Source organism: Nitrosospira sp. Is2 (genome assembly GCF_033095785.1).
Classification (GTDB): domain Bacteria; phylum Pseudomonadota; class Gammaproteobacteria; order Burkholderiales; family Nitrosomonadaceae; genus Nitrosospira.
Genome location: NZ_CP137134.1, coordinates 2,675,232 through 2,698,649, shown reverse-complemented (window position 1 = coordinate 2,698,649; position 23,418 = coordinate 2,675,232). Strand labels below are relative to the sequence as shown.

21 protein-coding genes are annotated in these 23,418 nt (G+C 55.0%); 13 read left to right on the top strand and 8 right to left on the bottom strand.

Annotated features, from left to right (window positions below):
- Positions 1-5 precede the first annotated feature (5 nt).
- The 10 genes from R5L00_RS11835 to R5L00_RS11790 all read left to right on the top strand — a co-directional run bounded on the left by R5L00_RS11835 (position 6) and on the right by R5L00_RS11790 (position 14,326).
- Positions 6-1,505, top strand: coding sequence for a CheR family methyltransferase (locus tag R5L00_RS11835; protein ID WP_317651884.1), 1,500 nt, complete (start codon positions 6-8; stop codon positions 1,503-1,505).
- The gene (locus tag R5L00_RS11830) at positions 1,502-2,146 is read left to right on the top strand and encodes a chemotaxis protein CheW (protein WP_317651882.1); all 645 of its coding nucleotides are present in this window, start codon (positions 1,502-1,504) and stop codon (positions 2,144-2,146) included. Before R5L00_RS11835 ends, R5L00_RS11830 begins: the two co-directional genes overlap by 4 nt.
- A 91-nt stretch (positions 2,147-2,237) precedes the next feature.
- Positions 2,238-3,710, top strand: coding sequence for a methyl-accepting chemotaxis protein (locus tag R5L00_RS11825; protein WP_317651880.1), 1,473 nt, complete (start codon positions 2,238-2,240; stop codon positions 3,708-3,710).
- Positions 3,707-6,034 carry a hybrid sensor histidine kinase/response regulator gene (locus R5L00_RS11820; protein ID WP_317651878.1) on the top strand — a complete coding sequence of 776 codons (2,328 nt, stop codon included), beginning with the start codon at positions 3,707-3,709 and terminating at the stop codon, positions 6,032-6,034. The genes R5L00_RS11825 and R5L00_RS11820 overlap by 4 nt, the downstream gene beginning before the upstream one ends.
- Positions 6,031-7,110 carry a chemotaxis-specific protein-glutamate methyltransferase CheB gene (cheB, locus tag R5L00_RS11815; RefSeq protein WP_317651876.1) on the top strand — a complete coding sequence of 360 codons (1,080 nt, stop codon included), beginning with the start codon at positions 6,031-6,033 and terminating at the stop codon, positions 7,108-7,110. The genes R5L00_RS11820 and cheB overlap by 4 nt, the downstream gene beginning before the upstream one ends.
- Positions 7,088-10,078, top strand: coding sequence for an EAL domain-containing protein (locus tag R5L00_RS11810; protein ID WP_317651874.1), 2,991 nt, complete (start codon positions 7,088-7,090; stop codon positions 10,076-10,078). Before cheB ends, R5L00_RS11810 begins: the two co-directional genes overlap by 23 nt.
- 313 nt (positions 10,079-10,391) lie before the next feature.
- Positions 10,392-11,345 (top strand): acetyltransferase, encoded by a 954-nt coding sequence (locus R5L00_RS11805; protein ID WP_317651873.1) that lies wholly within the window; start codon positions 10,392-10,394, stop codon positions 11,343-11,345.
- Between the two features lie 38 nt (positions 11,346-11,383).
- Positions 11,384-13,051 (top strand): AAA family ATPase, encoded by a 1,668-nt coding sequence (locus R5L00_RS11800; protein WP_317651871.1) that lies wholly within the window; start codon positions 11,384-11,386, stop codon positions 13,049-13,051.
- A gap of 218 nt (positions 13,052-13,269) precedes the next feature.
- On the top strand, positions 13,270-13,974 hold the full coding sequence (locus tag R5L00_RS11795) for a C39 family peptidase (RefSeq protein WP_317651869.1): 705 nt from the start codon (positions 13,270-13,272) through the stop codon (positions 13,972-13,974).
- 181 nt (positions 13,975-14,155) lie between these two features.
- The gene (locus R5L00_RS11790) at positions 14,156-14,326 is read left to right on the top strand and encodes a hypothetical protein (protein WP_317651867.1); all 171 of its coding nucleotides are present in this window, start codon (positions 14,156-14,158) and stop codon (positions 14,324-14,326) included.
- Between the two features lie 15 nt (positions 14,327-14,341).
- Here the strand turns inward: R5L00_RS11790 and R5L00_RS11785 are convergent, their stop codons facing one another.
- From R5L00_RS11785 to R5L00_RS11760, 6 genes are all read right to left on the bottom strand, one after another.
- Complete coding sequence (locus R5L00_RS11785; RefSeq protein ID WP_317651866.1) at positions 14,342-15,718, bottom strand: nicotinate phosphoribosyltransferase; 1,377 nt, start codon at positions 15,716-15,718, stop codon at positions 14,342-14,344.
- Positions 15,715-16,314, bottom strand: a complete 600-nt coding sequence (locus R5L00_RS11780; RefSeq protein WP_317651864.1) for an isochorismatase family protein — start codon at positions 16,312-16,314, stop codon at positions 15,715-15,717. Before R5L00_RS11780 ends, R5L00_RS11785 begins: the two co-directional genes overlap by 4 nt.
- Positions 16,315-16,480: 166 nt before the next feature.
- Positions 16,481-17,044, bottom strand: coding sequence for a ribosome hibernation-promoting factor, HPF/YfiA family (gene hpf / locus R5L00_RS11775; RefSeq protein ID WP_317651862.1), 564 nt, complete (start codon positions 17,042-17,044; stop codon positions 16,481-16,483).
- Positions 17,045-17,138: 94 nt separating this feature from the next.
- The gene (locus R5L00_RS11770; RefSeq protein ID WP_317651860.1) at positions 17,139-17,591 is read right to left on the bottom strand and encodes a universal stress protein; all 453 of its coding nucleotides are present in this window, start codon (positions 17,589-17,591) and stop codon (positions 17,139-17,141) included.
- 7 nt (positions 17,592-17,598) lie between these two features.
- The gene (locus R5L00_RS11765) at positions 17,599-19,026 is read right to left on the bottom strand and encodes an RtcB family protein (RefSeq protein ID WP_317651858.1); all 1,428 of its coding nucleotides are present in this window, start codon (positions 19,024-19,026) and stop codon (positions 17,599-17,601) included.
- Between the two features lie 64 nt (positions 19,027-19,090).
- Positions 19,091-19,540 carry an archease gene (locus R5L00_RS11760; protein WP_317651856.1) on the bottom strand — a complete coding sequence of 150 codons (450 nt, stop codon included), beginning with the start codon at positions 19,538-19,540 and terminating at the stop codon, positions 19,091-19,093.
- Positions 19,541-19,752: 212 nt separating this feature from the next.
- On the opposite strand from R5L00_RS11760, the gene polX reads away from it, so the two are divergent.
- Complete coding sequence (gene polX / locus R5L00_RS11755) at positions 19,753-21,477, top strand: DNA polymerase/3'-5' exonuclease PolX (RefSeq protein ID WP_317651854.1); 1,725 nt, start codon at positions 19,753-19,755, stop codon at positions 21,475-21,477.
- A gap of 188 nt (positions 21,478-21,665) precedes the next feature.
- Entirely contained in the window at positions 21,666-22,304 is a 639-nt protein-coding gene (locus tag R5L00_RS11750) for a phosphoribosyltransferase (RefSeq protein WP_317654175.1), read from the top strand.
- Positions 22,305-22,323: 19 nt separating this feature from the next.
- On the opposite strand, the gene R5L00_RS11745 is transcribed toward R5L00_RS11750, so the two are convergent.
- Entirely contained in the window at positions 22,324-22,533 is a 210-nt protein-coding gene (locus tag R5L00_RS11745; RefSeq protein WP_317651850.1) for a hypothetical protein, read from the bottom strand.
- On the opposite strand from R5L00_RS11745, the gene R5L00_RS11740 reads away from it, so the two are divergent.
- Positions 22,532-23,032 carry a hypothetical protein gene (locus R5L00_RS11740; protein ID WP_317651848.1) on the top strand — a complete coding sequence of 167 codons (501 nt, stop codon included), beginning with the start codon at positions 22,532-22,534 and terminating at the stop codon, positions 23,030-23,032. The two genes, R5L00_RS11745 and R5L00_RS11740, sit on opposite strands and share 2 nt — an antisense overlap.
- Positions 23,033-23,086: 54 nt before the next feature.
- Here the strand turns inward: R5L00_RS11740 and nrtS are convergent, their stop codons facing one another.
- On the bottom strand, positions 23,087-23,314 hold the full coding sequence (gene nrtS / locus R5L00_RS11735; RefSeq protein ID WP_091137992.1) for a nitrate/nitrite transporter NrtS: 228 nt from the start codon (positions 23,312-23,314) through the stop codon (positions 23,087-23,089).
- Between the last annotated feature and the right edge of the window lie 104 nt (positions 23,315-23,418).

Genomic DNA, 23,418 nt, shown 5'->3' with positions numbered 1-23,418 from the left:
CAAGTATGCAGAGCGCTCTCGCCCATCCACTGCTTTCCCAGCTCAGCAAATTACTTGAAAAAGAGATGGGCTTGTACTACCCGGCGAAAAGCTGGGGTGATCTTGAGCGACGTATCGCCGCCGCTGCGCCTGCGCTTGGGACGGTTGATGCGGAATCATGCATCCGCCAACTCCTGTCCGCTTCTCTTACGCGGCAACAGCTCGAAATACTCGCCGATCATCTAACCGTGGGCGAAACGTACTTCTTTCGCGAGACGGGATCTTTTGATGTGCTTGAGGAGCGTATTTTGCCGGAATTGATGCGCGCGCGTGCACGTTCCGGCCGGCAGCTACGCATCTGGAGCGCAGGCTGCTGCACCGGCGAAGAGCCCTATTCGATCGCTATACTCCTCGATCGCCTGAGCCAAAATACCGCGGATGCCAACGCGACAATATTGGCGACCGATATTAACCCGGCATTCCTGGAAAAAGCGGCCAAGGGTTTATACGGCGAATGGTCCTTTCGCGCCACCCCGCCCTGGATCAAAGAGCGATATTTTAAACGCAGAAAAAATGGGCAATTCGAGATATTGCCCCATATACGAAAACGGGTGACGTTTTCTTACCTCAATCTGGCCGAAGAAATCTATCCCGACATCATCAATGGTGCCGATGCGATGGACGTGATTTTCTGTCGCAATGTGCTGATGTATTTCAGCCCTGATAGCGTAATGAAGATCGGAAAGAACTTCTATCGGTCGCTCGTCAATGGCGGATGGCTCATTCTGAGCCCCGTAGAGCTGGGAAGCGACCTGTTTCCGCAGTTCAAACAGACTACCTTTCCTACTGCAATTTTCTACCAAAAGGCAACAATCGCCGAGCGATCGGTGACCGTCGACGATCACCCAATCTGGATGCCCGTTTTGCAGCAAGACGCCGCAAACTCGCAGGCTCAAGCCCTGCCGCTATTTTCGCTGGGTGAGGATGAGAAAATGCTACGGTTCTCGGAAAGCGTAGCGACAGAACACTTGATAGAAAGGGTAGCGATGCCCGATCAAGCAGCAGAACCGCGCGGCGCTGCCAGTAAGGAGGATGACGAGACATTCGAGATGCTCTGCGATACCGCGCGCTCTTATGCCAATCTGGGGAAACTCGCCGAAGCCGTCAGCTGGTGTGAAAAAGCAATCGCAGTCAATAAACTGAACCCGGCAGCCCGTTATCTTCTTGCGACAATAAATCAGGAACTGGGGCAACGCACCACGGCAATGCATTTGCTGAGAAAAACTCTTTATCTCGATCCCGATTTCGTACTCGCGCACTTTGCACTAGGCAACCTTTGTATGTCTCATGACCGGGCCGGGGAGGCGGAACGCCATTTCGACAATGCGCTCGCGCTACTTTCGCTGCGCCCATACGATGAACTTCTACCGGAATCGAACGGACTGACTGCCGGACGGCTTACGGACATTATCACATCCGCGCGCTCGAGTATCTTGCCGGTATCGCTGGACAGAGAAGCACAGTGACCGAAAAACCAAGCATCCGTTCAAAAAAAGACGAGAAATCGGGGTACACCAATTTCAATGAAGTCGAGCAGCGTCTCGAGACTGCGCGTACCGCGCTCGAAAGAGTCTGGACTCCGTCCGCGGAAGAAACGCAGCGGACTCTTCAAGCAAGAGCGTTGACACTCGCGCAAGAACGGTCAGAGCCGGAAAACGCCGAAGACGCGGTCGAGGTCCTCGAATTCGCACTTGCTTACGAACGCTATGCGGTTGAGACGCGCTACGTGCGGCAGGTTGCCAAACTCGAGCAACTTGTACCGCTGCCGTGCACACCAGCTTTCGTGGTTGGCATTGTTAATTTGCGAGGCGCGATATTGCCCGTCCTTGACCTCAAGAATTTCTTCGAACTACCCGTAAAAGGGTTAACCGATCTCAACAAGATTATCGTGCTGCAATCGGAAAAAATACTCTTCAGTATTTTGGCGGATGAGATCGTCGGCGTACGCAACTTCTTGCTGAGGGACGTCCAGTCCTCACTCCCCACACTTACAGGCGTGCGAAAGGATTATCTGAAGGGTGTCACACCTGAGAGAGTCACCCTCCTTGATGCGGAAAAACTATTGGTGTCAGAAAATATTATCGTGCAGGAGCAAGTCGCAGAGTAGCAGTCTGGACGAAATCCCCGATCCTCGAAGGCGTCGACCAAAATGCCGTTAAGACGCTGCAGCTGCAGTACAGGGCCCCGGAAGAAAAAATATGACCATCAGCAAAAAAATAATTGGGAGCTACACAATCGTACTGGCACTGCTTGTGCTCGTAACCAGCGTCGCCTTTTATGCCCTCAATCAGACTCGGGCGACGTACAACCATTTTCTTAATGTCGACGAGCGACTCCTGGAGGCCGCCAATGACCTTCGGGCCGTGACCTTTGCCCAGCAGACGTATGTTAGGGGTATGTTGCTGTACCAGGAACTACACAAGACAAATCAAGCCCTTCTAGAAGCTAATGATCGCAAGTACCAGCAAATTTTTGAAAGAATGCGCGACCTGATGGCTGGGCGGGAAGGTACCGACCTGCTGGATGACCTTGAGGAACTCCAGCAGCAAACAGAGAAAGCTCAGCAACAGGCGGTCCGACTGGCACTGGAAAAACAGACTGAAGAAGCAATAGATTATACCATCAAGGAGTTCCGTCCTCGCAGCATTGCACTCATCGACAAAGCCACGCGCTTCTATGATCAACAGGCGAAGCTGCTGGATAAAGGAAGGACCGAAGTTGCCGAGAAGGTAAGTTCGTATATGCTGACATTAATAGTGGCGGCCCTGTTTGCCGTCATTGTCGGGTTAGCGATCGGAATCCATCTCAGCCGTGTTATTACACGCGAGCTTCGTGAAAATATCTCTCAGCTGTCATCTTCCTCAGCCGAGATTCTCGCCACGACCACGCAAGTAGCCTCAAGCGCAGCCGAGACCGCAGCCGCAGTGAGCGAGACAACCGCCACGGTGGAAGAGGTCAAGCAAACCGCCCAGCATGCAAGCCAAAAGGCGAAGTATGTTTCAGAAAGCGCGCAGAAAGCGTCGAATGTCTCCCAGGCAGGACGCAAATCGGTGGAAGAAGCTCTTCATGTGATGCACCGCATCAGGGAGCAGATGAGCTCCATCGCGGAAAGCATTGTCCAATTATCCGAGCAGAGCCATGCCATCGGCCAGATCATTGCCACCGTCAACGACCTGGCTGAGCAATCGAATCTCCTCGCGGTTAATGCCGCCATCGAGGCCGCCCGGGCGGGCGAACAAGGCAAGAGTTTCGGCGTGGTGGCACATGAAATCAGAAGCCTTGCCGAGCAATCAAAGCAGGCAACCGGCCAGGTGCGTACTATTCTCGGCGATATTCAGAAGGCAACCAACGTCGCCGTTCTCGCTACCGAACAGGGCAACAAGGCAGTTGAAGCCGGCGTGAAACAATCAGCCGAAACCGACGAGGCAATCAGGCTGCTGTCAGCCAGTATCAACGAAGCGTCTCAGGCAGCAACGCAGATCGCCGCGTCCAGCCATCAGCAGATGGTCGGTATGGATCAGGTAGCAGTGGCGATGAACAATATCAAGGAAGCGAGCGAACAGAACGTAGCGGGCACCAGGCAGGCGGAGAAAGCTGCACAGGCACTCCATGACATGGGGACTCGGCTGAGGGCGTTAGTAGGTGAGATCAAGAATGGAAGACGCTCATGACAAGCAAGAATGATGTGCTTCTGAAGAAGCTCCTCATCACATTTCGGATTGAAGCAGATGCGCATCTTCAGACAATGGCTTCGGGACTGCTGGCGCTGGAAAAAACACCATCAGCTGAACAATTTGCACTTGTTGAAACGATTTTCCGGGCCGCCCACAGTTTAAAGGGGGCTGCCCGAACCGTTAATCACACGGACATCGAGGCAGTCTGCCGGTCGTTGGAGAATGCGTTTTCAGCAATGAAAGAGAAGCACCTGGTCATCTCGCCAGAATTGATCGACCTGCTACTCCAAGGGACCGACACCGTAGAGCGGCTTCTTGCCATCGATGACGGCCAGAAGGGCGCCCTTAAACCTCTGATCGGCGCACTCATTCGTCAAATTAATGAGGCATTGCTAAGGCCGCTGCCTGAATTTTCGACGGCACCTGAGCCTGTGCTCCCGCCCTCGGATGATCCACCAACCGACGTCGATACACGAGAGGTATCAGGCGCGGCACCTAGCCGGGCACTCGCTACTGTAAGGGTCTCAGCAGAAAAATTGGACACAGTCATGCGCCAGGTTGAGGAACTGTTGCTGCCGTGCCTGGCGGTAGGTCACCGCGCCGAGGAACTTGGGCACGCATTCACCACACTCGCAGCATGGAAGAAACAGCGGCTTCAAATCCAACCGGTATTGAGAGTGGTTGATCGCGAACTTACGCATACTGCCGCGAATGGCAACAGTTCAATCAGGACGCATGAGCTTCCAAAGCTCCTCAAATATCTCGATGCCGAGCAAGTCCAGATGAAAATGCTTGAGGATCAGCTTGCACGCTTGCAACGCGCGGCCGAGCAGGATCAGCGAATGCTGACCAGCCTTACCGACGGCCTGCGGCAAGACGTCAAGGAGATGCAATTACTGCCGTTCGCGTCGTTGCTTCAGATTCTCCCGCGATTCTCGCGAGAACTGGCACGCGATCAGGGTAAAAACTTGGAAATGACGATCCGGGGAAGCGAGCTTGAGATAGATCGACACATCCTGGAAGAGATGAAGGATCCGCTTATCCACCTCGTGCGTAATTGCATTGATCACGGTATCGAGCCAACCGCGGTGCGAGTAAGCAAGGGCAAACCACCACACGGAACAATCACGTTAGCATGTTCGCAAAAAGACAGCAGTACGGTTGAGCTGCTCGTCACGGATGATGGGGCGGGCTTTGATCTCGCCATGGTTAAAGCTGCAGCCTGCAAGCTCGGCGTTATCTTGGCCGAGGAGGCGGAGCAGTTGGGTGAACTGGAAGTGGCGGCACTGGCCTTTAAATCGGGCGTCACAACCAGCCCCATTGTCACCGATATATCCGGGCGGGGACTTGGGCTTGCGATTGTCCATGAAAAGGTCGAGCATCTGGGTGGGAACATCGTTATAAAGTCGATACCCGGTGCTGGGACTGCTTTCCATATTTCGTTGCCGCGAACGCTGGCAAACTTCCGCGGACTACTCGTTCATGCTGGCGAGCAACTTTTTGTTATTCCCTCAACGAGCGTTGAGCGAGTGGTTCGGGTTCCTGATAAAGAAATTCGAACGGTGGAGAACCGAACCACCATCCTGGTGGATGAACAGCCGATCTCACTCGTCTGGTTGAGCGACATACTTGAATTACCCCGTCATTCCGCACCCGGCGAGCCAACGGACAGTGTAACCGCCGTAGTGCTGGGGTCCGGTCTCCTTCGCGTGGCGTTTTTAGTCGAAGCGATTGTAGGTGAACAAGAGGTGCTGGCCAAAGCACTGGTTCGGCCTTTGGTCCGGGTACGAAATATCGCGGGAGCGAGCGTCCTCGGGTCCGGCCGCATGGCGCCTGTGCTCAACCCAGCCGATTTACTCAAATCGGCTGTGAAGCGACCCCCTGCAGCCCAGGAGAGTGCGCGCCCGATACCTTCCCGAAAGGATGAGAAAGCAAAAAAACAATCGGTTCTGGTGGTGGAGGATTCTATTACTTCGCGCGTGTTGCTCAAAAACATCCTGGAGTCGGGGGGCTATCGTGTCACCACAGCCGTGGATGGAGTGGATGGTTTCACAACGCTTAAGACGGGCTCATTTGACCTGGTCGTCTCCGATGTGGAAATGCCACGCATGGATGGCTTTGGCCTCACGGCTCAAATCCGGGCCGAGAAGAAATTTGCGGGACTACCCGTCGTGCTGGTTACGGCACTGGAATCACGTGAACACCGCGAGCGGGGGATTGATGCTGGCGCCAACGCCTACATTGTGAAAAGCAATTTCGATCAGAGCAACCTGCTGGAGGTTATTCGGCGGCTTATCGGCACGTCATCTGCGCTTTCATGATCAGGGTTCTGGTAGTGGATGACTCGTCCGTAGTGCGTGAATTCCTTGTACACATTCTCAGCTCCGACCCTGGCATCAGCGTTGTCGGCACAGCATGTGACGGCGAGGAAGCGCTCGATGTCGTGCGCCGCCAGCGGCCGGACGTTATCACCATGGACATCCACATGCCCAAACTGAACGGGCTTGACGCCACGCGCTTGATCATGGAAACCGATCCCACGCCCATTGTCATCGTAAGCGGCACCGAAGATCCTTTTGAAGTCGCCACAACATTTAAGGCGATGGACGCAGGCGCGCTGGCAGTGCTGCGCCGTCCGACCGGCATCGGCCATCCCGATCATGAGGTCATGGCGCGAGACTTGCTACAGACTGTAAAGCTGATGTCAGAAGTAAAGGTAATACGTCGCTGGCCGCGCGACCGCGCTGCCGCGCCGGTACCGCGACCGGCAAACGTGGCATTGGCGCGAGAATCAGCCAAAATAAGAGTTGTAGCCATCGGTGCCTCTACCGGGGGACCGCCGGCGCTTGAAACCATCCTGGCGGCACTTCCAAGAAATTTCCCCGTGCCAATTTTAATCGTCCAGCACATGTCTCCCGGGTTTATCACCGGATTCGCCCGCTGGCTGGCGACTTCATCGGGCCTACCCGTCCATGTCGCAACACACGGCGAATTTCTGCTGCCCGGACATGTCTATGTGGCGCCTGATGAGCACCAGATGAAGGTAGAGCGCGAGGGAAAGATTGTTCTGACAAAAAATGATCCCGAGCATGGGTTAAGGCCTTCGATCTCATACCTCTTCCGTGCTATTGCCGAGATCTACGGAGCCGAGGCTGTGGCCGGTTTATTGACGGGAATGGGGCGCGATGGAGCAAGCGAACTAAAGCTACTCAAGGAGCGTGGCGCCATTACTTTTGCCCAGGACAGGGACAGTTCCGTAGTGCATGGCATGCCAGGTGAGGCAATCAGGCTGGATGCAGCGATGCTGATCCTCCCGCTGGAAAAGATTGCCACGGCGTTAACAAATCTTGTGAATCATAGGGGAGAATCAGAGCGTGGCGTGCGATATTCAAAGTAAGCCCATCAATGCCGAGATTTTGATTGCGGAGGACAGCCCGACCCAGGCTGAAAAACTGCGTTACCTGCTTGAGGAGGACGGCTATTCCGTGATAGCCGTGGCAAATGGCAAGGAGGCCCTCGCAGCGGCTCGGCGGCACAAACCCACGCTTATCGTGAGCGATGTGATGATGCCCGAGATGGATGGATACACGCTATGCCGCGAAATCAAACGGGCGGAAGAGCTCAAGGATATCCCCGTCATCCTGCTCACCTCGCTGTCAGACATCAGGGATATCATGAAAGGGCTGGAATGCGGTGCTGATAACTTCATCCGCAAGCCTTATGAAAACGAGTATCTCCTTTCCCGCATCAGCTATCTGCTTATGAATCTGGCATTACGCAAGAATCAGAAAATGCAGATGGGAATGGAGATTTATCTGGGGGGTCAAAAGCATTTCATAAATGCCGAACGCCAGCAGATATTGGATTTGCTGATTTCAATCTATGAGGATGCAATCCGTCTCAATAATGAACTCCACGCGCGCCAGCTGGAACTGGCGCACTCTAATCACCTACTCAGCGGCCTTTACCGTATCGCCGAGGGCTTGAACCAGGCCGTAACTGAACGCGAGGTTTGTGAAAAAGCGCTTGAGCATGCCATGGGACTACCCGGGCTACTGTCCGGATGGATCTACCTGGAAAACGACAATACTTTCAGATTGGCTGCCGCGCGCAATGCACCGGCAACATTAGCGGCAGCGAGCATGACGGATGCACGATGCGAATGTCAGCGCCTTTTCCTCGCAGGGGACCTGGGCCAGGTCACCAACATTGTCAGTTGCCGGCATCGTGTAAAACCCGAAGGGGATGCTGAGACCCCCGGCTGGCACGCCAGCGTCCCTTTGCGGAGTGGTAACCAGAACCGAGGCATCCTCAATGTGGTGGGGAACGGACAAGAGCCTTTCAATGATAATGAACTGGAAATGTTATATGGCATCGGGCAGCAGGTAAGCATTGCGCTGGAGCGCGCCTGGTTGCATGAAAACATGGAGCAATTGGTCGCACAGCGGACCGAGGCGCTGACTACGGAAATCTCCCTGCGTAAGGAGTACGAGGCCCGAATCGTCCGGCTCAACCGGATTTACAGCGTGTTAAGCGGTATCAACACCACTATCGTCCGGGTTAGAGGAAGACAAGAGCTTTTTGATGACGCATGCCGTATCGCGGTGGATCACGGCCGATTTGTGTTTAGCTGGATCGGCACGTTCGATGGAGAGGCACGAAACGTCACGCCAATAGCAAAGGCCGGACGAGATGATGGCTATCTGTCTCAGCTCAGCCTGGATAACGTGCTCGAATCTTCAGGAAACTCCTTCTTGATAGCGCAAGCGATAAAGCAGGTAAAGCCTGCGATTTGCAACGATCTAACGGACTCGCGGATGCAGCCGGACTACAGCACTGCACTGGAGCGCGGGTATCACTCGATGGTGGTGCTGCCGTTAACGCTGGAAGCGGAAGTGGTGGGCGTCTTCGCGCTCTACGCGCCGGAAACCGCTTTTTTCGATGAGGAGGAAATGGCTCTGTTAAACGAAATGGCCGGTGACATCTCTTTCGCCCTGGACCATTTGAAAAAGGTGGAACGCATCAATTATCTGGCTTTCTTTGATGCGGTAACGAACCTTCCTAATCGAGCGCTTTTTCTCGATCGTGTCAGCCAGCGAATCGCGACGAGTGACCACAGCCGTAAGGTCCTTTCGGTAATTATTCTCGACCTTGAGCGATTCAGCAGTATAAACCAGTCACTTGGCCACCAAGCTGGAGATAGCCTGTTGCGTCAGCTCGCGCAACGACTGAAGCAGTTGCTTCCGGAAACCGATATCCTGGCCCATCTTTCGGCAGATCACTTCGCGATCGCCACTATGCATCAAGGAGAAAGTACATCGATTACGCATATTCTGGACAAAGTTTTGCTCGGAATCCAGAACCAGCCGTTCCCGATAAGCGAACAGGAGCTGCACGTTTCCGCCAGAGCAGGAACATCGTTTTATCCTGGCGATGGTCTGGATGCCGATACGCTTTTGCGGCACGCTGAAACAGCACTGAAAAGGGCCAAGCTTTCTTGCGACAGGCACCGTTTTTATGCACCCGAGTTTAACGCTCGCATCACGGAGAAGCTCAAGCTTGAAACCAAGTTGCGACAGGCCTTGGAGCAAGAACAGCTGGTGCTGCACTACCAACCTAAAATTAATCTGAGAACTGGAAAAATCAGCGGTCTGGAGGCATTGATGCGCTGGCGTGATCCCGAAATCGGCCTTATACCGCCGCTCAGTTTCATTCCCCTGCTCGAAGAAACGCGGATGATACTTGAGGCGGGCCGCTGGGCGTTAAGCAAGGCAATATCGGATTACAGGAAATGGCAGGACATGGGGTTGAATCCCCCCAAAATTGCAGTAAATGTCTCGCCGATTCAACTACAGCAGAGCGATTTCGTCGATATGGTTGCTAGCGTCCTGGACGCCGCGCAAAACATCGAGATCGGCCTGGAGTTTGAAATTACCGAAAGCGTGATCATGCAGGACATTGAAGCGAATATTGATAAGCTCAGGCGCATACGCGCTATGAATATCGAAGTCGCGATAGATGATTTTGGGACTGGCTATTCGTCACTCAACTATATAGCCAAATTACCGGTGAACGTGCTTAAAATCGATCGCGCTTTCATTATCAATATGACGACAAATCCCGATGACTTTACGATCGTCTCCGCCATCATATCTCTGGCGCACTCCCTGCATCTGCAGGTAATCGCGGAGGGGGTTGAAACCCATGAGCAGGCAGCGCTTCTACGCGCGCTTGAATGCGATGAAATGCAGGGATATCTGTTTAGTCCCGGTGTCACAGCCGATAAGATAGAGGAAATTCTGAGGCAAAATAAAACACTTTCAATGCAGCCGCTCCCTGAAAAAGTGGCACAGCCTCCACAATAGAACCTTCTGGTACCCTGCCCATTAGCGGTGTAAGCTGCTTCCTTGCCTCTTAGTGCCGCCTGTAAGTTCGCTGACACGTTCCGCCCGTGCTCCGCGGTTTATAAAAAACGTCCGGGCGGCAAATATCAGCTTTCTCATGGGAAGAACCCCTGAACTATCAATCGAGGTTGCGCTAGGCGGGTTTCCGCCGCGGTCAATGCGAACCGGAGCCGCTATTCCGACTCCTGCGGCGCTATACGCTTCTCCTGTTAATACCTGCTATTTACCAAGCGTACTATTTGAAAATTATTGAGTTGAATTCCGAGAAATCAGCATGAATTATGATGTGTTTAACGGCGATGCCGACGGCTTATGTGCATTGCATCAGCTCCGGCTCGAAAATCCGGCGCGGGCCACACTGGTTACCGGAGTCAAGCGCGACATCAAGCTGCTTGACCGGGTGGAAGCCGGCATGGGTGATCAGGTAACCGTACTCGATATCTCGCTCGACAGTAACCGAAAGGGGCTCATGCGCTTGCTGGAGGCGGGAGCAAGCGTCGAGTATTTCGACCACCATTATGCAGGTGAAATACCGCTGCACCAAAATCTTGCCGCCCATATCGACTTATCCGCGCAAGTATGCACTAGCATCCTGGTTGATCGGTACTTGCGAGGGCACTACCGCTTATGGGCAATCGTGGCCGCCTTTGGGGATAATCTTGGGCAGAGCGGCCGCGCCCTTGCGAAAGATGCGGGACTTTCGGAACCCGAAACAGAAAAGCTGGCATCGCTGGGTGAGTACTTGAATTACAATGGTTATGGCGACCGTCTGCAAGATCTGCATTTCGAACCGGCCAAGCTGTACGAAGAAATGCGGCCATATCCCGATCCATTTGATTTTATTGCCAGGTCACCAGCATTTGACCGGCTTGCGGCTGGGTTTCATCACGATATCAGCATGGTTGCTCCGATTCGACCCCTGCAGGCGGGCGGACATCACGCGGCCTATATGCTACCCGATGAAGCGTGGGCAAGGCGGGTAAACGGTGTTTTCGCGAACAAACTGGCGAACGATAATCCGATGAGCGCTCATGCGGTGATCACATCGAATCGGTATGGCGGTTATACGGTCAGCGTGCGCGCCCCGATTGCCAATCCGCAGGGTGCCGATACGCTCTGCCTCAAGTTTGAGACAGGTGGAGGGCGTCGGGCCGCGGCGGGTATTAACCGGCTTCCCGCAGATGCGCTGGAGGGGTTCCTTGCGATGTTCGCTGAACAGTTTCCTTAGAATCCGACTGGTCGCTCTTCCAGCTATCATGCGACGGCATGGTCGGCGTCTTGCTGAAAGCAATGGTCAAGTGCTCAAAATCCCATTCTCCTACTCCGCAAATAAATGACGATCTGCAGAGCAGGCTGATCACTGCCTTGTTGGATGGGGAGCGCTATCCCCATCCCGCGAAACGGGTGCGACTGGTTGAAACGCACATATCCTGGGTGCTCCTGGCGGGACGTTACGCGTACAAAATCAAGAAATCGGTTGATCTCGGCTTCCTGAATTTTACCAGCCTGGCAAGGCGCCGCGATTACTGCGACGAGGAAATCCGACTCAACCGCCGATTGGCGCCACGGCTGTATCTCGATGTTATTCCCATCGGGGGCACGCTGGAAATACCCCAGTTGGGCACGCTGCCAGCGATTGAATATGCTGTCCGAATGCGGCGCTTTTCCACCCTGAAACAATTGGATCGCCTCGCCGCGCGCAATAAGATTCTACCCTCGCATATGGATAGCCTCGCGGCCACCATCGCCCGATTTCATGCCGGCCTGCCAATGACGAAAGCGTCAGTTCGGTTTGGTACAGCCGCGGCCACCTATTCATCAGTATCGAAAAGCTTTGAGCGCTTGCAAGGTGCACTGGCGAGTCACGAAGATGAAACCAGGGTGACCCCGCTGCGTCATGCCATGGAAATGGAATATGGCAAATGCGAGTATCGCCTTGAACAGCGCCATGCGCAGGGTTTTGTACGCGAGTGCCATGGTGACCTGCATCTCGGCAATATCGCACTTATCGGCAATCAGCCCATCCCCTTCGACTGTATCGAGTTCAACCCGTCGCTGCGCTGGATTGACCTAATGAATGAAGTTGCATTTACCGTCATGGATCTGTTGCACTACCAGCGACCTGACCTCGCCTTCCGTTTCTTGAACGCTTACCTGGAGTCTACTGGAGATTACGGCGGGGTATGCTTGCTGCGTTACTATATTGCCTACCGCGCCGTGGTGCGCGCCATGGTCAGCGCGATTCGCGCGGAGCAGACGGGCTTGCGTAAGCGAGCAAGAACGGCCGCATTGGCCAATTGCTTCAGTCTTGTTGCTCTTGCTGGGGAGCGCCTCGCGTGGCACCGCCCCGCGCTGATTATTACACATGGATTACCCGGGTCAGGCAAAACAACTTTTGCGCAGACAGCGCTGGAACGGTTCCAGGCAATACGCATCCGTTCCGATGTGGAGCGTAAACGTCTATTTGGACTCACGCCGCTGGCGGACAGCCGCGAATCGGGCGATGCCATATACACTGCAAGCGCGACACAACATACTTATGAGCGCCTCCACAAACTCGCGCGCGAACTGCTGATGGCGGGCAATACCGTGATTGTGGATGCCGCCTTTCTGAGGCAGAGCGAACGCGAATATTTCCACGGACTCGCGCATGAACTCGAGGCCCCGTTTGCCATTGCTTCGCTGCAAGCCAGCGCGATCGATTTGACGACGCGCATTCGCCGGCGGCTATGCAAGTTGAAGGATGCTTCCGAAGCAGATCTCGCGGTACTTAAGTCGTTGCAGTCAAAACAGGAAGTGCTATCACCGGCAGAGCAAGCCCATGCGGTAACGTTCCTGAATGAAGGAGAGGGGTTTGACATTGATGCCCCCGAGTGGGAAAAGCTCGATCGATTGATCCGTCCGAAAAATAACATGAACCCAACCACATCCTAAAACGTCAACGAGGCCCTAGACCCCCTTCCTAACTATCGAACTCTTCTCGCATCAGCGATCAACTCTTGTTTATATTTCACGGGAACGGCATTCCACTTTGCCCCATCTCCGTGCTAACCTTTCTTTAAGAAACCGTGCAGGAGGCTGTCCCGAGTTCCAGAATTACCTCACCAGCCCAGTCAGCCCATATCAATGCCATGCTCAGGACAACAGTACGCTTGCCAGTCAGAACACTGCCTCAGCCGGATGAAACGACATGCGGGCCGACCTGCCTGCATGCAATGTATAACTATTGGGGAAAGACGGAGACGCTGAGGAGTGTCATAACGCGAACCCGGAAACTGGATAGCGACAGTGGCACCTCTGCAGTTTTTCTGGGTTGCGATGCCATGCGCAACGGTTTCCAGGCCACGATATATACCTACAACCTGATGGTTTTCGATCCGACCTGGTTCGCTCCGGGCGTGGACATCGCCGAACGGCTAAGGCTCCAGCGCGAGCTAAAAACGGAACCAAGATTGCGGCATGCCACGGAAGGCTATCTGGAGTTCCTCCGCCTGGGTGGGCGGTTGCGGCTTATCGACCTCTCGCAATCACTCATCCATGGCCTCTTGCGCCGTGGCCTGCCTATTCTGACCGGATTGAGCTCCACCTACCTTTACCGCGCCCCGAGAGAATATGGACCGGATGATACACCCGATGACGTGCGAGGCTTTCAGGCTGGGCATTTCGTTGTATTGACCGGCTATGACCGGCTGAAGCGTACTGTACTTGTAGCTGATCCATACGGTCCGTTCCAGGAGTATTGGTGCAATATAGACCGGGTGTTGGGCGCCGCGCTGCTGGGAATTGTCACGCATGATGCCAATCTGCTTGTCATCCATTCCCGTGGGAATCAGGATACCCCTGATAAAGGAAGATGAGCTCTGCGTTGTCCGTCTTTTTGGGCTACGCGTCGAACTGGAATAAATGATTGGGGATCGCATTCCTGCCCATTGCGGACAGGGTCGCTCCATCGCGTCTCCGGCACGTATGCTTCCGAATACAGGTGCGGGGAGTTAGCCTGGGACCTAGCTTGTGCTGCATCTGCTAGAGCTCAAAAACGTGGAACCAAATCGAAATTTACATACGCTTCTCGCGGCATTTCAGGGCCAAACTCACCGGATCAACGCTCTGCTCGAATCCATGGAGGCGAAGCTCATGCCTACCGCCATGCCTCCGTGGATGAATCCGAGCGAATTGTCCGATGCCGGACCGTTAGTGCGACGCGAGTGAGATTTGATAATGACATTATGATGCTGGTGCCTGAAACGGTTGCGCCCCCGTATCCACATCCAGCTGATTCGCCAGAGCGCGCAACGGTGCGGAAATCTCCACCGGGTAAGCCGACGATGCATCGATCGCCGCCAAAGACTGCGGCAAACGGGCGTAGCCAGCCAACGCCCGTTTACGCATTTCGTCAAGCGTGCTACTGCCGTTAATACGCTTTCCGCTCCGCATTACGGGGACAATGAGCGGCTCTCCGCCGTGACGATCTTCTCCCTCCAGCGTGACGATATCGTGTGAGATATAGCCGCTGGAGACATCGTAATTGCGATAAACCTGTTTTCTTCCTGGCCAGGTTGCTTTTCCTTCCGAGCGCTTGCGGCGCGCCTTGCCGGCGTATTCCTGTAGCTTGTAGGCGCAGTCGAGCGACGGCGCATCGCTAGAGACATCCAGCGCCGTTCCCACGCCAAAACCATCGATTGGCGCCGCTGGCGATCCAGCGGGTGACACGAGCGTACTCAAACGGTATTCATCCAGGTTTCCGCTGGCGAAGATCGCGACATCGTCCAGTCCGCCTTCGTCGAGTATCCGTCGGACATGCCGGGCATGCATGGCAAGATCGCCACTATCCAGCCGCACACCCTTTATGCTTATCCCATCTGCGCTCAGTTTGCGAGCCAAGCTCACCACCTTGGCTGCAGCCGCTTCGGTGTCGTACGTATCGATCAGCAGAACAGCGTTGTCCGGGTAGGATCGGGCAAAGTTCTCCAGCGCCGTAGCTTCATCCGGGTGTGCCTGTATGTAGGAATGGGCGCTGGTGCCAAATAACGGAATCCCATACAGCATCCCCGCCAGCACGGTGGCAGTGCCGGAAAACCCGGCAAGGTAGCTCGCCCGTGCGGCGAGGAGAGCCGCCTCAGCGCCATGAGCGCGGCGCATGCCGAAATCCACCAGTAGCTTGCCAGGCGCCGCCAGCACCGAGCGCGCGGCCTTTGTTGCGATCATGGTCTCGAAGTGCAGCAGATTCATGACCCGCGATTCGACCAGCTGGGCTTGTGGCAGCGGTGCGGTTATCCTCAGGATGGGCTCGTCCGGAAAAAAAAGAGTTCCTTCCGGCATGGCATGAACGTCCCCGTTAAAATGGAACCGTTCAAGATAATCGATGAGATGAGGTTGAAAACGGATGGCCAGCCATGCCAACTCGTCCGGAGAGAACGTAAGATTCTCCAGAAAATCCAGGACCTGCTCCAGACCCGCTGCGACCATGAAATTACGGCACGATGGAAGCTTACGTACAAAAAGCTCAAACACTGCGGTTTCTTCCATTCCCTGCTCCAGATAGCTCTGCATCATCATAAGTTGATAATGGTCGGTCAGAAGCGGACTGGAACTGGGATTCATGCGTTAAGCATTTCAAGGTGGATGGGAATCGCGCCCAGGGTTTTCATCTGCTCCCTGGCGCCGCCGTGGTTCAGGCTGGTGTCAATGGCGCGGATCGCGTCCTCGAGAACAAATGTCGCGTAATGGTAACGCAGCGCATCCTTCACGGTATCGAGCACGCAATACTCCGTCGCCAAGCCCCCTATGAATACGCGCACAGTGCCGGCGGACTTTAGTAAGGAATCGAGCTGGGTGTTATCAAACCCCGAATAGGCATCCCTCTCCCGCGCGGTCGCCTTGGATATGACAAAAGTATCAGCGGGAAGGTGAAGGCTGGCGGGGAAGGCCGCGCCCCGGGTCGCCGCGATGCAGTGAGCCGGCCATGGACCGCCCTGACGCTGGAAGGAGCAGTGATCAGGGGGATGCCAGTCGCGGGTGGCGAAAACAGGCAAACGATGTGAATGGAATAGCGCGAGATAGCGATTTAGCACCGGGACGACCTCGTTACCGGCGGGCACAGCGAGACTGCCGCCGGGAAGAAAGTCATTTTGCACGTCCACCAGAATCAAAGCATCGCCAGCCTGAAGACCGATTTTCGCGTGCCGACCATCACTCATTGGAATTTACTCTCTGCTTGTGCTGTCGACCGAAACTTCGGTGTCGACGCCGGCACCCGTGAGAATCGCGTGACCAGCGTCAGCATAAGTGCCATCAGACTGGGCACTATGGAGCAGAGAAAAAGCGGGAAGGCCTCGAGGCGAAGAGCGCAACGGCCAGGACTCATCACTCCTGTTCTGCTTCGCCCTCCGCGATGTGGCGCTTGCCAGCGCTTACACGCTTCGCCTGAGGACCCTCGCCACCAATATCTTCAAGAAACTTGACTTCGCTGCCCTCCTCCAATTTCTCGAAGTTATTTTCAGCCAGGTTATCGCGGTGAAAATAGAGTTCCTCTCCTTCTGGAGTCTCAATAAATCCGTAGCCTTCCTCGGTTATGAGACGCACTATCTTCCCATGCAAGACCGGTGTGTGCGCCTTGATATCGCCGCGCTGCCGCCGGCCATAATCCTCCAGCTGGCGCTTGGCCGCATCAAAGGCGTCGCGGACCGCGACATATACATCCTCATGCGCTTGATTCACCACCAGTTCCTTGCCAGGCACTGTAATATCGAGACGCACGTTAAAGGTGCGCCCTTGATGTTTATGCTTGTGCGGAACGTCGACCACCACTCGGCAGCCCATGACTTTGGGGTAGAAGGTGTCGAGCTTTTCCACTTTCTGGCGAATGTGAGCCTCCAGCGCTTCAGAATGGGGAACGTCCCTCGTGGTGATCTGCAGTGGCAATTTCATGACGATATCCTCCGATGTTTACGTTGCAAGGCCTATCTTGAAAAAACAGGACAGGACTTTCACGATGTGAGCACAAATTTCGATTTGACGCGGATTATGCCCCGCGGATCAATAACACGGGGACATCAGCGGTATGCACAACGCCTTCGGCCACACTCCCAAAGAGAATACGGCTGAAACCGGAACGGCCGTGGGTGCCTATGACGATCAAGTCGGCGGGCCAACGCCGGGCTTCTTCGACGATTACGTTGGCAATGCGTTCTCCATCAGCCTGGAGCAATCTTTTCTGCACTGCGACACCCGCCTGCCGGACCATTTTTTCGGCCTCCGCCAGTATTTTTTCGCCGCTGCTTCTCATGATTTTCTGAAGCTCAGCATAGTTGAAATAAATTTCACTGTCGGGAAAAAGGATTATCTCGACAACATGCAACAATTCCAGTTGCGTGCCCTGCCCCGCTTGCCCGGCGAGGCCAAGCGCTTCCTCAAACGCCCGTTGGGAAGTTGGACTCCCGTCAATGGGCACCAGGATACGCTGATACATGGCCATTTTGAAATCATCCCTTGACGCAAACTTTTGGACGAAGGAAAGCAACTCGCCGCGCCAGCCCGGCCTGTTCCGTCGCCTCGGCGACAAGGTCAACATCCTTATATGCGCCGGGGGCCTCTTCCGCTACGCCCCGCATGGATCGGGTCCGTATCAGTATGCCCTGTCGCGCCAGTTCATCGATCAACGCACGGCCTTTCCACCGTGCCAACGCTTGATGTCGGCTCATGGCCCGGCCGGCGCCATGACTGGCCGAGGCAAACGCCGGGTTTCCGCTGGCGCCGGCCAGGATGTACGAGCCCGTGCCCATGCTGCCGCCGATGACGACCGGTTGACCCACGGCGCGATAACGCTCCGGCAACATCTCGTGCCACGGACCGAACGCACGCGTCGCGCCTTTGCGGTGCACGTGAAGAGCCCTGAGTTCGCCGTCAATCTCATGCGTTTCGATCTTGCAGGTATTGTGCGAAACATCGAACAGGGTTTCAAGTTCGGCATGGGGATACACTTGTATAAAGGTGGTGCGAGCCAGGTGAGTAAGAATTTGCCGGTTGGCGAGCGCACAGTTGATCGCAGCGTTCATCGCACCGGTATATTGCTGGCCTTCCGGGGATTTGATCGGTGCGCAGGCCAGCTCGCGGTTGGGTAAACGGATGCCGAACCGGTTGGCCGCTTTGGCCAGCAGGACCATATACTCAGTTCCGATCTGGTGCCCGAGGCCACGTGAACCGCAGTGTATTGAAATGACAATTTGTCCTTCGGAAAGACCGAAAGCCTGCGCGGCAGTAGCATCGTAAATATGTTCCACCGCTTGCACTTCGAGATAATGGTTACCTGAGCCAAGTGTGCCCATCTCGCCACGCTGCCGCTTTTTAGCGAGTTCCGAAACATGATCGGTAACCGCGCCATTGACGCGACCACGTTCTTCTATGTAATCCAGATCTGTGGTATTGCCGTAACCGTGCTTGACTGCCCATTGCGCGCCGTCTTGCATCACTTCATCGAGCTGCGCTGGGGTCAGCTTGATCTCCCCCTCTTCGCCAACCCCAGCTGGAATCGCGTGAAATAGCGCATTTGCGAGGCGGGCGAACTCGGGCGCAGCATCGTTTATGTCAAGATTACTGCGCAGGCAGCGTATCCCGCAGGAAATATCGAACCCAACTCCCCCGGCGGAAATCACTCCACCGCGTTCCGCATCGAACGCGGCAACGCCGCCGATGGGAAACCCATAGCCCCAATGGGCATCGGGCATGGTCATGGCGGCGCCAACCAGCCCAGGCAGGGCAGCGACATCGGCAATCTGCTCCAGCACCTTGTCGTCCATGCTCACCAGCAATGGAGCGCTTCCGTAGAGCAAAACGTCTGCCCGCTTCTCGCCTGGTACCCGGGGCAGACTCCAGAGATAGGGCTGCAGTTGCTGTAGCTGCTGTAGATTCATGACGTTCGCCCGCGTTATTGTTCAGTTGACGGTATGTACCAGCGACATAATTGCGCTGCACGTCTCATACATCGACCACGCACCGCGCTTCCCACGTTGCGCCGGTTTTTTTGACTGACAGCATGGTCAGCGTAGCGCCTTTTACTTCGACACCGCGCTCCAGGGCCGGACGCCACTTCTCGCCCGACGCTTCCGTATGCCAATGATTGCCCTGATGCTGCACTCGGAAACGGCAAAACACCATGCCAAGCTCTCGGGCCTTCCCCAACAACAGATTTAACCATGTGACCAGGGCAAACTCGGGATCGGCTTCTTCGAATTCAATCGCGACCGCAGTCGACGCGCGCACTGAGTCCAGGTCGGTTACGATGCTAAACACCGCCTGCGCCGCTGCCTCGAACGCCTGCTCAACAGTAGTGCCCCAACCCATAATACCCATATCGGCGTCGTGCTCGAAATACCCTCGAGTTTGACCCGGCCCGAGGCCATCAGCATGCGGTACTGGTGGATTCATCCTCACTCCCATGCATGTTTCCGTACAGTTATTTATTATAGGTGCACAGAGAAAAGTTGCCGCGATGGATTGTTCCGCCAGCGATCACGCGTTTCGGATTTACGATAGCCTCCATGATTAACAGGATAGACTAAACTGGGAGCGGTAAAGTCAAAACCGCCGCTGCGTACTTATTCCCGCCGCGTTAAAAAGATCGAACGTGGACGAGCTGCATGCCCAGCCATAATGCCGATATTGCCGCGATCTTTGAAGAGATTGCCGATCTACTCGAAATAGAGGGAGCAAATCCGTTTCGCATCCGCGCTTACCGTAACGCGGCGCGGACTATTGGCGAGCTTTCCACCGAAGCATACGCAATGGTTGAAAAGGACGAGGATCTGACAAGGTTCCCCGGTATAGGTCACGATCTTTCCGAAAAAATAAAGGAAATTATTTCCACCGACCATTGCGCTTTACTGGACCGTCTGCGCACTGAGCTTCCGCCGGCCGTAACTGAACTGTTAAGGGTTCCAGGGCTTGGTCCCAAACGGGTGAGGCACCTCTATCACGATCTGGATGTGCAAACCGTCGAACAGCTCTACTCCGCTGCGCGCCAGGGCCGCATCCACACCTTGGCCGGGTTCGGCGAAAAGACCGAACTCAATATTCTCCAGGCCGTTGAACTTCATACTGACCCGATCCGTCGCTTCAAGCTGGCGGTGGCGGCACAATATGCGGAAGCATTACGGTCTTATCTTGCGGCCGTGCCTGGCATAAAACAGGTGACGGTCGCGGGGAGTTTCAGGCGCATGCGCGAAACCGTGGGCGACCTCGATATCATCGTCATCGCTGCACCCGGTAGCAATGTGATGCAGCATTTTACGGCCTATGATGAGGTTGCCGAAATACTCATGGTAGGTCCGACGCGTGCCAGCGTCCTCCTCAAATGCGGTTTGCAGGTCGATCTGCGGGTCGTACCGGAAGAAAGCTATGGCGCCGCGCTACACTACTTCACGGGCTCCAAGTCACATAATATCGCGGTCCGGCAAATTGCCCAGAAGCGCGGATTGAAGATCAATGAATACGGCGTGTATCGGGGGAAAACGCGCATTGCCGGAGAAACCGAGGAATCCGTTTATCGTGCCGTGGACTTGTCCTACATTCCGCCGGAACTTCGCGAAAACCGCGGCGAAATCCCGGCAGCCCGTTCCGGCCGGCTCCCGCATTTGCTGGAACTCAGCGATCTGCAAGGTGATTTGCACGTTCACACCAGTGCTACCGATGGTCACAATACCTTGCTTGAGATGGCAATCGCGGGCCGGTCGCATGGTCTGCAATATCTTGCGATCACCGATCATTCACGCCACCTTACTGTCGCAAGGGGTCTTGATCCTCTGCGCCTGGCGCGACAATGCGACGAAATCGATGCACTTAACGAAAACCTGGAAGGCATAACTTTGCTCAAGGGGATCGAGGTGGATATCCTGGAAGACGGGAGTCTGGACTTGCCGGACCGCGTCCTGGCCAAACTGGATCTGGTGCTCGGCGCGATACATAGCAAATTCGAACTGTCGCGAGCAAGGCAAACCGAACGCGTCCTGCGCGCAATGTCGCACCCGCACTTTACCATGCTTGCCCATCCTTCCGGTCGAATCATCCATCAGCGTCCGCCCTATGATATTGACATGCCGCGGATTATTCGCGAAGCCGGACGACGCGGTTGTTTCCTTGAACTTAACGCGCACCCCGACCGCCTCGACCTGCTCGACATTTATTGCCAGATGGCAAAGGAAGAGGGAGTCCTGGTCAGCATCGACTCGGACGCGCACAGCACATTTGAATTCGAAAATCTCCGCTTTGGTCTCGGACAAGCGCGTCGCGGCTGGCTGGAAAAACAAAACGTGCTCAACGCCCGCCCGTTAAGCGAACTCCGTGCGCTCATTAATCGCACGGTGTAGGTTCGCTAAAGGCAGCAGTACCGTGGGTCTGGGCGCCCTGCGCTGTCCTACGCCAGCGCAGCAGCATTCCGATAGGCAATAAAATTGAAAAAACAGCCTGACCGCCTATACTTCAAGCGAGTACCGGTTTCATGTCAACTGGCAAATACGATGAATTCCGCATAACCACGGTCACAACGGAGTTAGTCATGATTTTTTCCAACCGGGTCACGGCGGCAAAACAACTTGCCGCGGCTCTTTCCGAATACCGCGGGAAGCACCCGCTGGTGCTGGCTATTCCGCGGGGCGCCGTGCCGATGGCAAAGATCATTGCGGCCGAGCTGAGCGGAGAAATGGATGTAGTGCTGGTGCGCAAGTTGCGCGCCCCCGGTAATCCCGAATTCGCCATCGGTTCCGTCGATGAAAGCGGCTGGGTGTACCTCGCAGACTATGCTTCCCAAGTTGGCGCGAGCGATGAATACATCAGGCAGGAAGTTGCCACGCAACTTGAGGCGATACGACAGCGCAGAGCCCAATATACCCCTGTGCGAGCACCAATCGATCCTGCCGGACGGGTAGTAATCGTAATAGACGATGGACTTGCCACCGGTGCTACCATGATTGCTGCATTGCATGCGCTTGAGGCGAAACAGCCCAAGGAACTGATTTGCGCGGTACCCGTGGCGCCTCCCGATACGATCGAAAAAGTAAGCGCGAAAGCGGACCGGGTAGTATGCCTTTCAGCGCCGATGAACTTCGGCGCGGTGGCGCAGTTCTACATGGATTTTCCGCAAGTTTCGGACGAGGAAGTTATCGCCGCCCTGTCTGCTTCCGGCGACGGCCATTGATCGAAACCCGTATTTGAAATCACCTATTTTTGAGTCTTTCGTAATACAGGACGAACTCAAGCTGGTCGACCTGCACATCTGATTCACCCGAACTCCGCAAATCGAGATATTCACTTTCTCTGGACGCGACCTCGACTAAAAATTGAATAATCCCCATAAGTCGCCGTGCATTCCAGTCGCGGCTTGAAACAAGGACGGCGCTCCAAAGCTTCCAAAGGGACATTGCCATGATTCGAAATCCAATCGATATTTCCACCCGCATCAGCCCCAACCTTTCCGCGCTTATCGAAAGCCGCGTCAATGATCCGGACGCGGATGAACCCCCCACGCTGGGCTCAGTTCGCTCCTTTGTCGCGGGCCTGGTACCGCCATCCTTGAGCGAGACCGAGCACTTACACCATTTTGATATCGACGCATCGCTTCTGGATGAACTGGATGCGCTGATTGAAGAATTTGGAGAAACAGCACTCGCGATGGACTTTGCCCGCAGTAACGCCAGTGAGCCGCTCTCGCGGGTAATCGAGGCTGTGGTGAATGACGAGAATCGGGAATATCCGCCAACCCTTGAAACGGTAAAAGAGGCAATTATTTCGGGTCTGCCTGCAAGGCTGATCGGCGATGGTGTGCTGGAGGATGATGAAGATGACGCCTTGCTGGCGGAGCTTGAAGGGCTGATCATGCGCCACGGCGGGGACTCGCTCGCGGAAGAGTTCTTGCGTTATGAATAGCTGCAAGCCCGGATCGGCTTAGCTTCCCTGCACTCAGCTAAATCCGCCCCAAGCTTATCCGTTTCTCCTCATTCCCTGCCCGTGACAACTGACGAAGAAGGGAACGATGGGGGTAATAATAGCTGAAACCCAGCGCCCAAATGTCATCGGCTCACCCAAAAGCAGAGGAATGCCCTGATTGATCGCGTTGAGGCATAAACCCACCACCAGCGCAACGGAAAGTGCAACCAGTCGTGCGTTTCGGTCTTGAATAGAGGACTTGATCGCATGTAAATGGCGCATCGTTGACCTTCTCCCTTCTAGTAACAAATTCAAATGTAGAACTCAGTCGTCAGCCCGCCAGCTCGGGGCCAATTTTTTTGCGAGCGCCTTCAGCGCGTACGCAC

Bases quoted from the DNA above. Each gene is read 5' to 3' on its own strand.
- R5L00_RS11835 (WP_317651884.1), top strand. From the start codon at position 6: ATGCAGAGCGCTCTCGCCCATCCACTGCTTTCCCAGCTCAGCAAATTA.
- R5L00_RS11825 (WP_317651880.1), top strand. From the start codon at position 2,238: ATGACCATCAGCAAAAAAATAATTGGGAGCTACACAATCGTACTGGCA.
- R5L00_RS11820 (WP_317651878.1), top strand. From the start codon at position 3,707: ATGACAAGCAAGAATGATGTGCTTCTGAAGAAGCTCCTCATCACATTT.
- cheB (WP_317651876.1), top strand. From the start codon at position 6,031: ATGATCAGGGTTCTGGTAGTGGATGACTCGTCCGTAGTGCGTGAATTC.
- R5L00_RS11805 (WP_317651873.1), top strand. From the start codon at position 10,392: ATGAATTATGATGTGTTTAACGGCGATGCCGACGGCTTATGTGCATTG.
- R5L00_RS11800 (WP_317651871.1), top strand. From the start codon at position 11,384: ATGGTCGGCGTCTTGCTGAAAGCAATGGTCAAGTGCTCAAAATCCCAT.
- R5L00_RS11785 (WP_317651866.1), bottom strand. From the start codon at position 15,718: ATGAATCCCAGTTCCAGTCCGCTTCTGACCGACCATTATCAACTTATG.
- R5L00_RS11780 (WP_317651864.1), bottom strand. From the start codon at position 16,314: ATGAGTGATGGTCGGCACGCGAAAATCGGTCTTCAGGCTGGCGATGCT.
- hpf (WP_317651862.1), bottom strand. From the start codon at position 17,044: ATGAAATTGCCACTGCAGATCACCACGAGGGACGTTCCCCATTCTGAA.
- R5L00_RS11770 (WP_317651860.1), bottom strand. From the start codon at position 17,591: ATGGCCATGTATCAGCGTATCCTGGTGCCCATTGACGGGAGTCCAACT.
- R5L00_RS11765 (WP_317651858.1), bottom strand. From the start codon at position 19,026: ATGAATCTACAGCAGCTACAGCAACTGCAGCCCTATCTCTGGAGTCTG.
- R5L00_RS11760 (WP_317651856.1), bottom strand. From the start codon at position 19,540: ATGAATCCACCAGTACCGCATGCTGATGGCCTCGGGCCGGGTCAAACT.
- polX (WP_317651854.1), top strand. From the start codon at position 19,753: ATGCCCAGCCATAATGCCGATATTGCCGCGATCTTTGAAGAGATTGCC.
- R5L00_RS11750 (WP_317654175.1), top strand. From the start codon at position 21,666: ATGATTTTTTCCAACCGGGTCACGGCGGCAAAACAACTTGCCGCGGCT.
- R5L00_RS11740 (WP_317651848.1), top strand. From the start codon at position 22,532: ATGATTCGAAATCCAATCGATATTTCCACCCGCATCAGCCCCAACCTT.
- R5L00_RS11745 (WP_317651850.1), bottom strand. From the start codon at position 22,533: ATGGCAATGTCCCTTTGGAAGCTTTGGAGCGCCGTCCTTGTTTCAAGC.
- nrtS (WP_091137992.1), bottom strand. From the start codon at position 23,314: ATGCGCCATTTACATGCGATCAAGTCCTCTATTCAAGACCGAAACGCA.